General features: G+C 72.2%; 14 protein-coding genes. 8 read left to right on the forward strand and 6 right to left on the reverse strand.

Translation table 11 applies throughout. From position 1 onward, the window contains the following. A partial coding sequence (locus tag ACFY3L_RS48650; protein WP_389340700.1) for an Hpt domain-containing protein occupies positions 1 to 908 on the reverse strand: 908 nt, incomplete at its 3' end. Between the two features lie 584 nt (positions 909 to 1,492). On the opposite strand from ACFY3L_RS48650, the gene nhaA reads away from it, so the two are divergent. From nhaA to ACFY3L_RS48665, 3 genes are all read left to right on the forward strand, one after another. Continuing rightward, on the forward strand, positions 1,493 to 2,677 hold the full coding sequence (gene nhaA, locus ACFY3L_RS48655) for a Na+/H+ antiporter NhaA (protein WP_389340702.1): 1,185 nt from the start codon (positions 1,493 to 1,495) through the stop codon (positions 2,675 to 2,677). 219 nt (positions 2,678 to 2,896) lie between these two features. Next, entirely contained in the window at positions 2,897 to 3,892 is a 996-nt protein-coding gene (locus ACFY3L_RS48660; protein ID WP_389340704.1) for a sodium:calcium antiporter, read from the forward strand. Between the two features lie 46 nt (positions 3,893 to 3,938). Then, positions 3,939 to 4,295 (forward strand): STAS domain-containing protein, encoded by a 357-nt coding sequence (locus ACFY3L_RS48665; RefSeq protein WP_389340887.1) that lies wholly within the window; start codon positions 3,939 to 3,941, stop codon positions 4,293 to 4,295. A gap of 69 nt (positions 4,296 to 4,364) precedes the next feature. Here ACFY3L_RS48665 and ACFY3L_RS48670 read toward each other — a convergent pair whose 3' ends face one another. From ACFY3L_RS48670 to ACFY3L_RS48680, 3 genes are all read right to left on the reverse strand, one after another. Further along, on the reverse strand, positions 4,365 to 5,174 hold the full coding sequence (locus ACFY3L_RS48670) for a hypothetical protein (RefSeq protein ID WP_389340706.1): 810 nt from the start codon (positions 5,172 to 5,174) through the stop codon (positions 4,365 to 4,367). Between the two features lie 242 nt (positions 5,175 to 5,416). Further along, on the reverse strand, positions 5,417 to 6,076 hold the full coding sequence (locus ACFY3L_RS48675) for a hypothetical protein (protein ID WP_389340708.1): 660 nt from the start codon (positions 6,074 to 6,076) through the stop codon (positions 5,417 to 5,419). Between the two features lie 123 nt (positions 6,077 to 6,199). Beyond that, positions 6,200 to 7,486 carry a citrate synthase gene (locus ACFY3L_RS48680; RefSeq protein ID WP_389340710.1) on the reverse strand — a complete coding sequence of 429 codons (1,287 nt, stop codon included), beginning with the start codon at positions 7,484 to 7,486 and terminating at the stop codon, positions 6,200 to 6,202. Positions 7,487 to 7,740: 254 nt separating this feature from the next. On the opposite strand from ACFY3L_RS48680, the gene ACFY3L_RS48685 reads away from it, so the two are divergent. Further along, complete coding sequence (locus ACFY3L_RS48685; protein ID WP_389340712.1) at positions 7,741 to 8,214, forward strand: hypothetical protein; 474 nt, start codon at positions 7,741 to 7,743, stop codon at positions 8,212 to 8,214. Further along, a complete protein-coding gene (locus ACFY3L_RS48690; protein ID WP_389340714.1) occupies positions 8,211 to 8,882 on the forward strand; it encodes a class F sortase in 672 nt (223 codons plus the stop codon). The genes ACFY3L_RS48685 and ACFY3L_RS48690 overlap by 4 nt, the downstream gene beginning before the upstream one ends. Here the strand turns inward: ACFY3L_RS48690 and ACFY3L_RS48695 are convergent. Beyond that, positions 8,842 to 10,077 carry a hypothetical protein gene (locus ACFY3L_RS48695; protein WP_389340890.1) on the reverse strand — a complete coding sequence of 412 codons (1,236 nt, stop codon included), beginning with the start codon at positions 10,075 to 10,077 and terminating at the stop codon, positions 8,842 to 8,844. The genes ACFY3L_RS48690 and ACFY3L_RS48695 overlap by 41 nt on opposite strands. Positions 10,078 to 10,226: 149 nt before the next feature. On the opposite strand from ACFY3L_RS48695, the gene ACFY3L_RS48700 reads away from it, so the two are divergent. The 3 genes from ACFY3L_RS48700 (at position 10,227) to ACFY3L_RS48710 (ending at position 14,110) form a co-directional block, all read left to right on the forward strand. Next, positions 10,227 to 10,901: a uracil-DNA glycosylase gene (locus tag ACFY3L_RS48700; RefSeq protein WP_389340716.1), complete on the forward strand. Its 675-nt coding sequence runs from the start codon at positions 10,227 to 10,229 to the stop codon at positions 10,899 to 10,901. 7 nt (positions 10,902 to 10,908) lie between these two features. Then, on the forward strand, positions 10,909 to 12,354 hold the full coding sequence (locus tag ACFY3L_RS48705) for a DUF5931 domain-containing protein (protein WP_389340718.1): 1,446 nt from the start codon (positions 10,909 to 10,911) through the stop codon (positions 12,352 to 12,354). Between the two features lie 1,123 nt (positions 12,355 to 13,477). Continuing rightward, positions 13,478 to 14,110, forward strand: coding sequence for a response regulator (locus ACFY3L_RS48710; RefSeq protein ID WP_389340893.1), 633 nt, complete (start codon positions 13,478 to 13,480; stop codon positions 14,108 to 14,110). Between the two features lie 2 nt (positions 14,111 to 14,112). Here the strand turns inward: ACFY3L_RS48710 and ACFY3L_RS48715 are convergent, their stop codons facing one another. After that, positions 14,113 to 14,412, reverse strand: coding sequence for a hypothetical protein (locus ACFY3L_RS48715; protein WP_389340720.1), 300 nt, complete (start codon positions 14,410 to 14,412; stop codon positions 14,113 to 14,115). Positions 14,413 to 14,502: the final 90 nt, after the last annotated feature.

Here is a 14,502-nt window from a genome sequence, read left to right on the forward strand (position 1 = left end):
AAATTCATCAACTTGTCCAACAGATCCACATCCACCCGGATCGACTGATCCGCGACACTGCGCTTCGACACCCCGTCCTCGGGCGCCACCTCCCCGCCGCCTGGTCCACCGGGGGTGGCCGGCTTCGTGCCGGACGCCGGTGCGGCGGCCGGGGCTGCGGGGGCATTGGGGGCTGCGGGGGCTGCGGGGGCTGCGGGCTCGGTGACGGACGCTGGCGCGGCGGCGGCAGCGGGCGGGGCGGCAGCCGGTTTCGTGACGGATGTCGGCGCGGCGGCGGGAGAGGCGGCGGCTGGCGGGGGCGCCGGGGCGGCGGGCGGGGCGGCGGCTGGCGGGGGCGCCGGGGCGGCGGGGGCCTGTGGAGGCTCTGAGGTCTGCGGAATGGACACCACGGTGACCGGCTGCACCACGACGACCTCGGCGGCCGCCGCGGGCTCGACGACGTCACCGCTCACCACGGCCGCCGGAGCGCTCTCAGCAGCCGCCGGCTGAGGGGCCGGGGCGGGCGTCGCGGGTGCGGAGCCGTCGGTGATGCAGGCATTCACGGCGGCGATCACGCCCGAGTCGTCGCCCTCCAGCTCGCGGCCGTGCTCCTCGATCTCCGACAGCAGCCCGCGGACCGTGTCGACCATCCGCAGCAGCGCGTCGGTCGTCGACGGCGTCATACCCTGCGCGCCGTCCCTGAGGCGGGACAGCAGCGACTCACCGACGTGGGTCACCTTCTCCAGACGGTTGAACGCCAGGAAGCCCGAGGTGCCCTTGATCGTGTGGATCGTCCGGAAGATCGACGACAGCAGCTCCCGCGACCCCGGCGCCGCCTCCAATGCCACCAGGTCCCGGTCCAGCTGGTCCAGGTTCTCGTGCGACTCCACGAGAAACTCCTGAACGATGTCACCCAACTCGTCGCTCACGGCCACGCTCCCCTTCTCCGACGGCCCAATCGACCGTCGGAGCGGGAACCTGAGCAAACCGGTCAGCGCGCGAGCCACACGGCAGCGGCGAACAGCCACAGCGTCCAGCCCGCATCGAACCCCCGCCCGAATGACCCAGCCAAACGACCCCCACCAGAAAGCCCCGGGCGAACGGCCCCGGCCGAGGTGCGCGGCTTCAGATCCCGACCGGATGAGCCACCACGGTGGCGGCCCACATCAGCGGCCCCATCAGGAACCTCGGCCACAGACCCGGCTGAACGACGGAAGCCGAACGGCCCAGGGCCGAACAACGGAGGCCAGAAGACGCCCGCCGGAAGACGGGGCCAAACGACGGAGGCCGGAAGAGGGGAAGCCAAACGACGGAGGCCGGAAGACGGAGGCCGGAAGGCACCCGTCGGACGGCGCCCGTCGGATGACTCGGCGGGGAGAACTCCGCCGGGCAGGGGCGGTGCGGTGGCGGTCCACAGTGGACTGTCGGCGCGATGGGGTAGCATTCGCCGCAGGTGCGCCGGGAAGTCTGGTCGGCAGGACAGGATGATACTGCCTGCTGGAGGAGGCCCCCGATGGCACGTCGCACCCCGCGGCGGCTGGACATGCTGCTGGAGTTCCTGCGCCTGGAGACCACCGGCGGCAGGCTGTTGCTCGTGGCGACCGGGCTCGCGCTGCTGTGGGCCAACCTGCCCGGCGGCACGTACGAGCGGTTCTGGTCGCTGCGCCTGCCGTCCTCGGCGCTGCTCGGCGCGCTGCACCTGGACCTGTCGCTGGCGGGCTGGGTCACCGACGGGCTGCTGACCGTCTTCTTCTTCGTCGCCGGGCTGGAGGTCAAGCGCGAGCTGACCGTCGGGGAGCTCGCCGGCTGGCGGGCCGCGGCGCTGCCGGTCGTGGCGGCGCTCGGCGGGATGTTGGTGCCGGCGGTCGTCGCGATCGTCGTGTCCGGCGGCGCCGCTTCGCACGGCGGGGCGTGGGCGATCCCGGTCGCGACGGACATCGCGTTCGCGCTCGGGGTCCTGGCGCTCGCGGGCTCGGCCCTGCCGACCGGGGTCCGCGTGCTGCTGCTGTCGCTCGCCGTCATCGACGACCTGGGCGCCATCGCGCTCGTCGGGGTGTTGTTCGCGCACGACGTCCGGGTGTGGTGGCTGGCCGCCGGTTTGGCGTTGTGCCTGCTGTACGGGCAGCTGCACCGCCTCCGGTACACCCCCGCCTGGCTCGTCGTGCCGGTCGCCGCCGGCGCCTGGGTGTGCGTTCATGGCGGCGGCGTCCACGCCACCGTGACGGGAATCCTGCTCGGGGTGCTGACGCCGGTTCGTACAGCTGCCGCAAACGCCGAATCGCCCTGTGATCGCCTCCTGCACCGGCTGCATCCGGTCTCGGCCGGTGTGATCGTGCCGGTCTTCGCGCTCGCCGCCGCCGGCATCCCCCTCGCCGCGGCCGGCGACGTCGTCGGTGACCCGCTCGCACGAGGGGCCGCGGCCGGGCTCCTCATCGGCAAACCGGCCGGGATCCTGCTCGGCGCGTGGCTGGCGGTGCGGGTCGGGCTCGGCGCGCTGCCGCCGGAGGTCCGCTGGGGTGACGTGCTGCCGGTCGCGATGCTCGGCGGGGTCGGCTACACGGTGAGCCTGCTGATCGCCCGCCTGTCGGTGCCCGACGGCGGCGCCGACACGGCCGCGGCGGCGGTCCTGGGGGCCTCGATCGTCGCGGCGGTCCTGGCGACGGCCCTGGTCCGGTGGCGTGGCAACGCCCGACCATGAGCCAGCAAGCGGGCGCACGAACGGCCGGATGCCGGACGGCTGGAGAAATGGTGAGACCGGCATCCACGGGGGAAGACGCCGGTCTCGATGAAAACGATAAGCCTCACAAGCGCATTCCGCCAGCGGTGCGGAGCCTGATTCCCCCGGAACCGGTTACGGATCGCGGGATCGACACGGGGAGGTACTGTGTCGGTCCCCTGACCCGGATCTAGGAGACGGATGTCGACGCTGCTCGTCGTCGGGCTCGGCCTGCTCGGGCTGGCCCTGCTGACCGTGGGCGCCGACCAGGCGGTGGTGGGCGCGAGCCGGCTCGCGACGCTGCTGCGGGTCGCACCGGTCATCGTCGGTGTCATCGTGATCGGGCTGGGCACCAGCGCCCCCGAGTTCGTGGTGTCGGGCACCGCGGCGGTCCGCGACAACGCGGGACTGGCGCTGGGCAACCTCGTCGGCTCCAACATCCTCAACGTGACCCTGGTCCTGGGTGTGGTCGCGGTCGTGTCGCCGGTGATGGTGCGCTCGTCGGTGCCGGTGCGGGAGGCGCCGCTGATGGCCGCCGCGGTCGCGGTGTTCGGCGCGTTCGCCCTCGTCGGGCTGAAGTTCGTCGCCGGGCTGCTGCTCGCCGTCCTCAGCGTCGGCGCACTCGCCCTGCTGGTGCGGTTGTCGCGGGTACAGGACGGGGATCCGCTGCCCGAGGACGTGGCCGCGTTCGTGTCGCCGGTCCGGACGCGCCGCTGGTGGGTCTTCTGGTCGCCGGGGCCCCGCCAGTGGTGGGTCGAGGCGCTGCGGACCGTCGCCGGGATCGCCGCGACGCTCGGCGGTGCGCAGCTGCTGGTCGCCAACGCGGTCACGCTCGCGCACCGGTGGGGCGTCAGCGACCAGGTCATCGGCTTCACCCTGGTCGCGTTCGGCACGTCGCTGCCGGAGCTGATGACGTCGGTGCAGGCGCAGCGGCGCGGCGAGGGTGACCTGCTCGTCGGCAACCTGCTGGGCAGCAACATCTTCAACAGCCTGATCGGCGGCGCGGTCGTCGGCCTCGCCGCGGGCAGCTCGACGATCGCGCCGTTCGGGTTCGCCGCGGTCACCGCGATGGTGTTCGCCGCGGTCCTCGCCTGGCTGCTGCTGTGGCGGGGCAGCAGGATCACCCGCCCGGAGGCTTGCGTCCTGCTCACGGCATACGTGTGTGTCCTGCCACTGCTCATCTCGGCCAACCCGTGAGTTTCCGGTTTGCCGGACTGGGTACGCGACTCGAATGGGCGACGCGATGGTCCGGACACACCGCTCCGGAGACGTACTTGTGGTGGAAGTGCTGGGTCCCTTGGAAGCCGCGACGGTCGGCGCACTGCGGTCCGTGGTGCTCGACACGATCGACGCCCACCGGCCGGCGGTACTCACCGTCGACCTGCGGCGCGTCCCGTTCATGGATTCGATCGGCATCGGCACCCTGGTCGCGATCAACAACAAGACCCGTGACGTGGGCGGCCGGATGGAGGTGCGCAGCCCGTCACCGTTCGTGCACCGGCTGCTGCAGGTCACCGGGCTGACGGAGCTGTTCGGGCTGCCCGACCTCCCGGTCGACGCTCCGGTCTCAGGCGCCGGGATGATCCTTCCCTCGTCCTAGGTCTTCCGGTTCCGTTTCCGGCGTCGGTACCGGCGGCGCCGTCCACCTCGATCGGCATCCGCGCCGGCGTCAGTACCGGTCGACGACGACGCTGGAGACGCCGGCGGCGTTGTCGATCTCGTACCTGTCGGCGGCGGCCGGGTCACCGCTGGAGAACGCGGCCCCGCCGGCCACACCGTCGTGCCGGGTGCCGTCGAGCGTGACGCTCCCGGCGCCGCCGCCGGCGACGACCTTCACGGGTCCGCCCTGCGGCAGGTGGACGCGGAACGTGGAGGCGCCGCCGCTCATCCGCACGGGCACGACGCCCTTCGCGGCGGGCAGGGTCAGCTCGATGCCCGACACCCCTCCCACGTATTCGACGCCGCCGATCTCGCGCAGCCCGCGCAGGTCGGCGGTATTGCTCGTGGCGCCGGCGGTGAACCGGACCGTCCAGCGGACGGCACGGTTGAGCTCGACGCCGACGACGCCCTTGCCGGCCGCACCGTTGCCCGCGTCACGCAGCTGCACGCCGACGCGGCCGTCGAGGGTGGTGACGCTCGGGACGGTCCGGCCGTCGCCGGGCGTGCTCACCCGGAACAGCGTGTCGCCGAGGTCCGCGGCGACGACCGTGACCGTGGTGGCCCCGCTGAGCAGGTCCAGGGTCGCCGAGTCGCGGCCCGCGACGGGCGCGGTGACGGTGTGCGCCGCGCCGTCTCCGCCGGGGTGCCGGGTCCGCCAGACGAAGACGGTGACCGCGGCCAGCACCAGGATCGCGAGCAGGATCATCCCGCCGACGAGCCAGACGGTGCGCGGGCGCGGGCCGGCGGCGTGTGCCGGGGCCATGGGGCGGCGGCGGGAGACGGTCACCATGCTCGATGTGGTCTCCGCGACGGTGTGCATCGAAACCCGTGAACTACCTACATCAAGACCGGGGCCGCCGCCACGGGGGAAGCGGCGGCCCCGGAGTCCTTGGGATGCAACGCAATGTACTCCCAACGTGAGCCACTGCACAGCCCCTGCACCGTGCCGTCTTCCCGTCTTCCGCGGAACTGTCCTATGTAGAGCGTCCGGGGGCGCGGAACCGCACACAATCCCACAGCATCAGCCGTTTTTCGTCAGCGGCGCGGCGGCCGATCCCGGCCTCAGCGGAGTGCCGCGGCGCGGCGGCCGACCTCGGCCGGCGTGAGCAGTTCGCCGTCGAGGACGACGGCCCAGAAGGAGGAGAGCGGGATCCGCTCGAACAGCGGCGAGCCGAGCCCGTCGAACACCCGCTCCGGCGCCAGCTTCAGCGACGTGGTCACCACGATCGTGGGGATGCTCTGCGCGAGCGCGAGGGTGCCCTTGATGTTGAGCACCCGGGTGGGGCTGATCGCGTCGGCGCCGGCGATACCGGTCACCGGCAGCAGCCCTTCGGTGCCGGGCGCGTCGACGGTGCCGGCGGGCAGCTGCGCCGCGACGGCCTTCACCAGGGCGCTGCTGGGGGCGGTGCGGGCCCAGCCGCCGCGCTGGTGCAGCAGGCGCGTCGCGGTGGCGACGCTCGCCTCGACGTCACGGTCGAGCTGCTCCCGGATCGCCCGCAGCGCCCGCCCGGGGTCGGCGTCGTTGGCGGCGCGGGCGATGTGCCACATCGACGCGTACCCCGGCAGCAGACCCGGCAGGGGCGCCACCACCGCACGCAGCGTGACCGGGTCGTGGACGAACTCCGCGAGGCCGTCGAGGACCTGCCGGGCCACGCCGGTCGCTCCGGACGTCCGGTCCTGCACTGCCGCGGTGAGTAGCGGCGACAACGTTGGCGCGCTCATGAAAAACCGGTCTCCCCTGCACGAAAACGGACAACGACCCCAGATGGACCTCATGTATGAGACAGCCGGGGTCGATCTCCGTCAAGGTACAAACGAGCAAGAACCGGTTGACGCTGCGGGTCTTTACCGACCAGCAATCGGCGTGTAATCCCGGGCGCCGTAACCGATGTAGACCTGGCGCGGGCGGCCGATCTTGGTCTCCGGGTCGTTGATCATCTCGCGCCACTGGGCGATCCAGCCGGGGAGCCGGCCGAGCGCGAAGAGGACGGTGAACATGGTGGTCGGGAAGCCCATCGCCTTGTAGATGAGGCCCGTGTAGAAGTCCACGTTCGGGTACAGCTTGCGGGAGACGAAGTACTCGTCGGAGAGCGCGATCTCCTCGAGCTGCATCGCCAGGTCCAGCAGCGGGTCGGGCTTCGCCATCCGGCCGAGGATGTCCTGCGCGGCCTTCTTCACCAGCGCGGCCCGCGGGTCGTAGTTCTTGTACACACGGTGACCGAAGCCCATCAGGCGGGTGCTGGAGTCCTTCTTGTCCTTGACCCGGCTGACGAAGCCGGCGACGTCGCCGCCTTCGTTGTGGATCTGCTGGAGCATCTCCAGCACGGCCTGGTTGGCGCCGCCGTGCAGCGGGCCGAACAGCGCGTTGACGCCGGCGGAGACGGAGGCGAAGAGGTTGGCCTGGCTGGAGCCGACGAGCCGGACCGTGGACGTCGAGCAGTTCTGCTCGTGGTCGGCGTGCAGCAGCAGGAGCATGTCGAGGACCTTGACCGCCACCGGGTCGATCTCGTACGGCGTCGCGGGGACACCGAACGTCATCCGCAGGAAGTTCTCGACGTAGCCCAGGGAGTTGTCCGGGTACAGCATCGGCTGGCCGATCGCCTTCTTGTAGGCGTACGACGCGATGGTCGGGACCTTCGCCATCAGGCGGATCGTGGAGATCTCGACCTGCTCCGGGTCGAACGGGTTGAGGCTGTCCTGGTAGAACGTCGACAGCGCGCTCACCGCGGAGGACAGCACCGCCATCGGGTGCGCGTCGCGCGGGAAGCCGTCGAAGAAGCGGCGCATCTCCTCGTGCAGCAGCGTGTGGTGCTGGATGCGGCCGGTGAACTCCTCCAGCTGGGCCGGCGTCGGCAGCTCGCCGTGAATGAGCAGGTAGGAGCTCTCCAGGAACGTCGAGCGCTCGGCGAGCTGCTCGATCGGGTAGCCCCGGTAGCGCAGGATGCCCGCGTCGCCGTCGATGTAGGTGATCGACGATACGCACGAGGCGGTATTGACGAACCCGGTGTCAAGCGTGACCTGACCGGTTTCCTTGAGCAGTTTGGAGATCTCGAGACCCTCGGGCCCTTCCGTCGCCTTGCGTGCCGGCAGGTCGAGCTCGCCGTCCGGGTATGTGATCTTGTACTCACTCATGCGCGTCGTTCCCGTCTCGTCCCGCAGTCCGGCTCCTGGCCGCGGCCGCCATTGCCCGCGACCGGCGCTTATGGCGCCGACGCGCAGGATTCCAGATGCACCCGCCCCACCGTGAGGCGGGTCGCTCACGTGCGATATTTCCTACTCGTTAAACCCCTGGCCAATTCTCCCACAGCCGTCGCGGACGCACTCCCCAGCGAGTTCCTACGCCGGGGGTGTTCGGCGGTCACCCCGCGCTGGTGGCCAATGGGAGCATGCGAAGAATCCTGCTGTCCGGCGGCGTCCTCGCGGGCACGGCGGCCGCGCTCGTCCTTCCTGGCGTCGCGTCGGCCGAAGGCGCCGGCTCGGTCACGCCGGACACGGTGAAGCCGGGCGAGAGCGTCACCTTCAGCACGGTCTGCGCCGACGGTGTGAAGTCCGCCGACGTCGCCGGCACCTCGCTCGGGCTGCCGGATCGTATTCCGATGGCAGCGGGGACGACGCCCGGTTCGTTCTCCGTCGCCGTCGCCATCCCCGGGACGACCGTTGCCGGCACGTACAACATCAGCATCGACTGCGGGGACGGCAGCTCTTCACTGGTCAAGCTGGTCGTGACGCCCACCGGCGGAGTGCCGACCGGCGGCGGGTCGACCGCGCGGGGCCCCAACCGCTCGCTGATGGCCGTCGGCGGAGGGCTGCTGCTGTTCGGTGCCGCCGGGGCGCTGTTGCTGCGGCGCCGCACGGTGTGAGCCGGCGGTACCAGCCCCGGCACCTGCTCGTCAGGCCCAACGGCACCTGGCGCGGCGGCACCGCCGTGGGCGTCATCACCCTGGCCATCACAGGCGTCTCGTTCGTCGGCGCCGGCTACGGTACCGGCGCGCCACCACCCGTCGTGACGGCCTCTTCCGGCTCGGGCTCCGCCGGGATCGGGAGCGCTCCCGTGGCCGCCTCCACACCCGTCCAACTGCGCATCGGGGCGATCTCCGTCGAGGCCGCGGTCGAGCGGGTCGACGTCGACCGCGACGGCACGCTCACCCCGCCGTCCTTGCGCGAGGCGGCGAAGGTCGGCTGGTACCGGCGAGGACCGACGCCTGGCGAGGCCGGCAACGCCGTCATCGTCGGGCACGTCGACACCGTCGGCAGCGGGCCCGCCGTCTTCTACCGGCTCGGCCTGCTCGAACCCGGCGACGCGATCGTCGTGGCCCGGCGCGACGGCTCGACGGTCACGTTCGCCGTCGACGGCGTGCGGCTCTACCCGAAGCACGAGTTCCCCGCCGACCTGGTCTACGGCCCGGCCACCCGTCCCCAGCTGCGGCTGGTCACCTGCGGCGGCACGTTCGACCGGGCGACGAGCACCTACACGGGCAACACCGTGGTCACCGCGACGATGGTGTCGTGGCGAGCCGGTCCAGGGTGACGGTGTGGATCCGGCCGGCCGGCACCGACCGCTCCAGCAGCATGTTGCGCATCACGCCGACCGCGAGCGGCGTGCCGCACAGGTAGACGTCGTGCGACTTCCAGTCGGCGAAGTCCACCACCACCTGCGGCAGGGATCCGCTGAGGTACGGGTGCGCCGGCCCCCTCGCCACCACCGGGTGCACGGTGGCGTGGGCACAGCCCGCGGCGTGCTCGCGCAGCGACTCCAGGTCGTACAGGTCGTCGCGGGTCGACACACCCCAGAACAGGTGGACGACCCGGTCGTCCTGGCGGGCCGCCAGCTCGTCCAGCAGCCCCTTCACCGGGGCGACGTGCACGTCCTCGGCGACGATCAGGATCGCCCGGCCGTGCTGCTCGATGACGAACTCACCCTCGGCCCGGTGCAGGCGCACCGCGTCGCCGACCCGCGTGCCGTGCACGAGCGCGCCGGTGGCGTCGTCGCCGGGGATCGCCTGCACGTGCAGCTCGAGCCGGTTGCCGTCGGCCGGCGGGGCGGAGATCCAGCAGGGCCGCCACGCGCCCGGCACCATCGGGTGCTCGATGACGGCGCGCTGCCCGGCGCGGGCCGGGTACGGCAGGTCCGTGGCGAGCCGCAGCACCGCCACGTCGTCGCGGCGCTGGTCATGGGCGATGACGGTGGCCGTCCAGAACGGCGTTTCCTCCTGCTGCAAGGCCTTGGCCTGGCGCAACCAGCCGACGACGAACCGCCAGGCTTCCCGCAGCGTGTCCGGGTCGTCGGTCTCCACCGCCTCGACCAGCGCCGCTTCGAACAGGTCCAGCTGGCGGCTGTGCGGCCCCATCAGGGCGTCGAGCGCCGGTGCCAGCTGCGCGAGGTGCGGCACCACGGCGCTGGGCTGGTCGAAGTGGTCCAGCAGCCACCCGAAGCCGCGCTCGGCCGCGGCCTGGTCCGCCGCGATCGCGCTGTGCAGGACCGTGCGCTGCTCCTGGGGCACCTCGGCGAGCCGCGCGACGACCGCCCGCACGTCGCGCACGCTGTCGCGCAGCCGCTGCTGGAGCTGCGCGAGATAGCCCAGATCGCCGGGTTTCGGCCCTTCCGCCGGTCCGTCCTGTGCAAGACTGTCCTTTGGCTGATCTTGGTGCTGCCTTGGCCGCGGCGATGCCGCCCGGTCGTGGGCGGCCTGCTCCAGCTGGGCCTGTCGCCACGCCCAGAGCACTGTCAACGGTTCGCCACCATGCCCGACCGGTCCTACGTGCGCCACGCCTCCAGTCTCCCGGGTTCGGCGCGGCGATGTTGCCAATTCCGACATACCCCCGCGTTTTACCCGGCTCCAAAATGTCGTACCTCTTTCGTAGAGTGCGGTGCATGTCGTTGGATTTGCTCGAGCTGCTCCCCGCCGGCTGGCGGGACCTGATGAAGCCGCACCTGGATCTCGAGATCGTGCACAAGCTCGAGGCGTTCGTGGAGGCGGAGTATGCGGCCGGCCCCGTCTATCCCCCGCTGCCCGACCTGTTCACCGCGTTCCGGCTCTGCTCCCCGGAGGCCGCGCGGGTGCTGATCCTCGGTCAGGACCCCTACTTCAAGGAGGGCCAGGCCCACGGGCTCAGCTTCTCGGTGCGCCCCGGCGTGCCGATCCCCCCGTCGCTGCGCAATGTCTACAAGGAGCTCCGCGACGACCTCGGCGTCACCCCGCCGACCAACGGTGACCTCACCGGTTGGGCGCGCGACGGCGTCCTGCTGCTCAACGCGGTGCTCACCGTCCGCGCCGGCAAGGCCGCCTCCCACGCCAACAAGGGCTGGGAGCACTTCACCGACGCCGCGATCGCCGCGCTCAACGAGATGCCCCGCCGGGTCGTGTTCGTCCTGTGGGGCGGCTATGCCCGCAAGAAGGCCGTCCTGGTCACCAACCCCCAGCACAAGGTCATCGAGGCCGGCCACCCCAGCCCCATGAACCCGGCCGGTTTCCTGGGCTCGAAGCCCTTCAGCCAGACCGACGCCGCGCTCGTCGAGGCCGGCCTGCCGCCGATCCACTGGGTCTGACCTCGCCATGAAGGCCCTCGAGGGACCGTTGTGGCGGGCGCTGCTCGTCTTCCGCATCGCCGCGCTCGGCTACGCGGCGGTGCTGATGATCGGCAACTTCCAGCACTACTACTGGCCCCTCGGCGGCTGGCTGGTCCTGTCCGTCATGGCCGCCTGGACGGTGGTGAGCAGCCTCGCCTATGCGCGCCCCGAGCGCCGCGGCTGGCCGCTGCTCACCGCCGACCTCGCCGTCACCGCCTGCTGCCTGCTCTCCACCCGCTGGATCGTCCAGCCCGACGGCCTCGGCCTCGGCGCCCCCACGTTGCCGATGGCGTGGGTGGCGAGCCCGGTCGTCGCCTGGGCCATCTCCGGCGGCCGCCGCCGCGGCGCGATCGCCGCCCTGCTGATGAGCGCCGCCGACGTCGTCGTCCGCGACGGCTTCTCCCAGGCCACCGTCAACGGCCCGGTCCTCATGGTGCTGGCGGGCATCGGCATCGGCCACATCGCGCGCCTCGCGATCGACGCCGAGGCCCGCCTGCAGCGCGCGACCGAGCTCGAGGCCGCGACCCGCGAGCGCGAGCGCCTCGCCCGCGGCATCCACGACTCCGTCCTGCAGGTCCTCGCCCTCCTCCAGCGCCGCGGCGCCGAGCTGGGCGGCGAGGCGGCCGAGCTCGGCCGGCTCGCCGGCGAGCAGGAGGCCACGCTCCGAGCCCTGGTCACCTCCAGCGGCCCCGTCCCGCACTCCACCGGCCGCTCCACGCCGGGCTCCGCGGCGGCCGGCGGCCGCCGGCCGTTCCGCCTCCCGGTCCGCCTGTCCCGCGCCGCCTCGGTCTCCGCCGCCGGCTCTCCGCCCCTCCGGGGCGCCGCTGGCGCCGACCCGACCCCTGTGGCCACTACCGGCTCCAGCGCCACCGCTGGTTCCACGGCTTTGGGCAGTGCGCGGGCGGCCGGTGGCCGCGGGGGGCCGGGGGCGGGCGGCACCCGCGGCGCGCCCGGGTTCCTGGCCTGGCGCTGGCGGGCGTCCCGGACCGCCGTGTCCCGCGCCGCCGGCTCCCGAGGGCTGCCCGGCCGGGCCGATGCCGGGCACGACCTGGTCGACCTGCGCACCCTGCTCGACCACCACAGCGCGACAGGCGTCAGCGTCGCCACTCCTGCCACCGAGGTCCTTCTCCCGGCGCCGGTCGCCGCCGAGGTCGCCGCGGCCGTCGCGGCGGCCGTCGACAACGTCCACCTGCACGCCGGCCCGGCCGCCAAGACCTGGCTGCTGGTCGAGGAGCTCGACGACACCGTGACCATCACCATCCGCGACAACGGCCCCGGCATCCCCGAAGGCCGCCTCGCCGAGGCCGAGCAGGCCGGCCGCTTGGGCGTCGCCCAGTCCATCCGCGGCCGGATCCGCGACCTCGGTGGCACCACCGTCGTCACCAGCGGCCCCACCACGGGCACCGAGATCGAGCTCCAGGTCCCCCGCTGACCCCACCTCTGCGCGGACCGCTGCCGGCCGGCTTTCCTGGCGCCCTGAGGGCTGCGGCTCATGCAGGTGGGCTGCCCCGTGCTGTTCTTCGCTCGCTTACGCGCTCCGTTGCCGCTGCCTCGTTCGCACCGCGGCACACGACGGCCCGTCTGCGTTCCTGCGGCCGCCGGGCAGGTGGCGATGCTGGGCGCGACGGCCGGCTCACCCACCCCTGCCTCCTCCACGCCGCAGCACACGACGGCCGGCCCGCGCCCCTGCGGCCAGCGACCGGGCAGACGGTCACATCGAGCACGACAGCCAGCTCAACGCGCTGCAGGACAGCCCAGCTCGCCCACCCCTGAACCGCAACCCCATCGCCCGCTTCGTCCACACCGCGGCACACGACGGCCCGCCCCCGCACACCCACAGCCGCCGCGGCAACCGGGCAGGCCGTCACCCTGAGCGCGACGGCCAGCTCAACGCCCAACAGAACAGCCCAGTTCACCCATTCCTGCCCCCATCGCCCCCGCCTCCTTCACGCCGCAGCACACGACGCCCGTCCGCGCGGCTTGACGTCCTGCAGGGCGCCCACCTCGCCCATTCCGGAAGCGCCTCATCACCCTGCCTCGTCCGCGCCGCAGGCCCCGATGCCGGCCCGGCAGCGCGAGACCTCACGCGGCGCCAACTGCAGCCGCGACACGAGCCGCTGCTGCAGTGCTCACCCAACCCCGAGTTGCGCCGCTGCCACCACTTGCCCACGGTCTCGCCGCGCGCCGACCCCTGGTCCATGGCCTTGCCAGGCGTCACCTCATGCCTACGGCCTCGCCCCGCGCCACCCCTGGCCCACGGACTCGCCAAACGCCACCTCATGCCCTGCGGCCCCGTCGTGAGCGTCCCCTTGGCCCATGTCTCGCGCCGCGCCACCCCTGGCCCACGGTGTCACCAGACGCCAGCTCGTGCCCTGCGGTCCCGTCGCGAGCCATCTCTTGGCGCACGCGGCCTCGCCCCGTGATCCCGAACGGTTACGGCGGTCCTGGCCACCGGAACCGCACCGGATCATGGGGTGCCGTGGCAGGAGCGGGCAGCCGGCTGGATGGCGGGCCGATAGGGTGCTCGTGTGGACGCAGCGGGACGGCTTCGGGTCATGGTGGTCGATGACCACCCGATGTGGCGCGAGGGTGTCGCCCGGGATCTGGCCGAGGCGGGGTACGAGGTCGTCGCCGCGGTCGGTGAAGGGGCGCAGGCGATCCGGATCGCCGGGTCGGTGCGGCCCGACGTCGTGGTGCTCGACCTGCAGCTGCCCGACCTGTCCGGGGTGGAGGTCATCCAGGGGCTGCTCGCCTCCTGCCCCGATGTGCGGATCCTGATGCTGTCGGCGAGCGGCGAGCAGCAGGACGTGCTCGACGCCGTCAAGGCCGGCGCCACCGGATACCTGGTGAAGTCCGCGGCGCGGGAGGACTTTCTCGCGGCGGTGCGCCGGACCGCGGAGGGTGACGCCGTGTTCACGCCCGGGCTGGCGGGGCTGGTGCTCGGTGAGTTCCGGCGGCTGGCCACCGTGACGCGGGCCGAGGACCCGGACGCGCCGCGGCTGACCGAGCGCGAGACCGAGGTGTTGCGGCTCGTGGCCAAGGGCGTCACGTACAAGGAGATCGCCGAACGACTCGTGCTCTCGCACCGCACGGTGCAGAACCACGTGCAGAACACCCTCGGCAAGTTGCAGCTGCACAGCCGTGTCGACCTCGTGCGGTATGCGATCGAGCGTGGCCTGGACGACTAGGGTCACACGCCGTAGATGTCCAGCAGGTAGTGGCCGAGGACGGTCTCCGTGCGCAGGTCGAGGACGAGGACCAGAAAGACGTTCGGGGTCTCGCAGTTCACCAGGACGTGCTGCAGACCGCCGTTGGGCATCTGCCACGCGTAGTTGACGCTTCCTTCGCTGAAGTCGTGCCCGCCCAGGTGCTCCTCGGGGATCGCGTCGAAGTAGGGCCAGAAGTCGAAGGGCGGCTCGTCGTCCGGGCCGATCTGCCTCGGCTCGGGCTCCATCGTCGCCTTGTACTCAGCCTCGGTGAGCAACCGCATCCAGCCAGCATGCCCCGTCACACACCGGACAGGAAGATCCTGTTACTCAGACGGGGATGAGTAGGGCACCGGATACCAGCAACCACCTCG

The organism is Dactylosporangium sp. NPDC000521 (genome assembly GCF_042898305.1).
Classification (GTDB): domain Bacteria; phylum Actinomycetota; class Actinomycetes; order Mycobacteriales; family Micromonosporaceae; genus Dactylosporangium.

What these genes read in the sequence shown, in the direction of transcription:
- ACFY3L_RS48660 (WP_389340704.1), top strand. Translation starts at nt 2,897, where the DNA reads ATGTCGACGCTGCTCGTCGTCGGGCTCGGCCTGCTCGGGCTGGCCCTG.
- ACFY3L_RS48670 (WP_389340706.1), bottom strand. Translation starts at nt 5,174, where the DNA reads ATGCACACCGTCGCGGAGACCACATCGAGCATGGTGACCGTCTCCCGC.
- nhaA (WP_389340702.1), top strand. Translation starts at nt 1,493, where the DNA reads ATGGCACGTCGCACCCCGCGGCGGCTGGACATGCTGCTGGAGTTCCTG.
- ACFY3L_RS48700 (WP_389340716.1), top strand. Translation starts at nt 10,227, where the DNA reads ATGTCGTTGGATTTGCTCGAGCTGCTCCCCGCCGGCTGGCGGGACCTG.
- ACFY3L_RS48665 (WP_389340887.1), top strand. Translation starts at nt 3,939, where the DNA reads ATGGTCCGGACACACCGCTCCGGAGACGTACTTGTGGTGGAAGTGCTG.
- ACFY3L_RS48710 (WP_389340893.1), top strand. Translation starts at nt 13,478, where the DNA reads ATGGTGGTCGATGACCACCCGATGTGGCGCGAGGGTGTCGCCCGGGAT.
- ACFY3L_RS48685 (WP_389340712.1), top strand. Translation starts at nt 7,741, where the DNA reads ATGCGAAGAATCCTGCTGTCCGGCGGCGTCCTCGCGGGCACGGCGGCC.
- ACFY3L_RS48675 (WP_389340708.1), bottom strand. Translation starts at nt 6,076, where the DNA reads ATGAGCGCGCCAACGTTGTCGCCGCTACTCACCGCGGCAGTGCAGGAC.
- ACFY3L_RS48715 (WP_389340720.1), bottom strand. Translation starts at nt 14,412, where the DNA reads ATGCGGTTGCTCACCGAGGCTGAGTACAAGGCGACGATGGAGCCCGAG.
- ACFY3L_RS48680 (WP_389340710.1), bottom strand. Translation starts at nt 7,486, where the DNA reads ATGAGTGAGTACAAGATCACATACCCGGACGGCGAGCTCGACCTGCCG.
- ACFY3L_RS48705 (WP_389340718.1), top strand. Translation starts at nt 10,909, where the DNA reads ATGAAGGCCCTCGAGGGACCGTTGTGGCGGGCGCTGCTCGTCTTCCGC.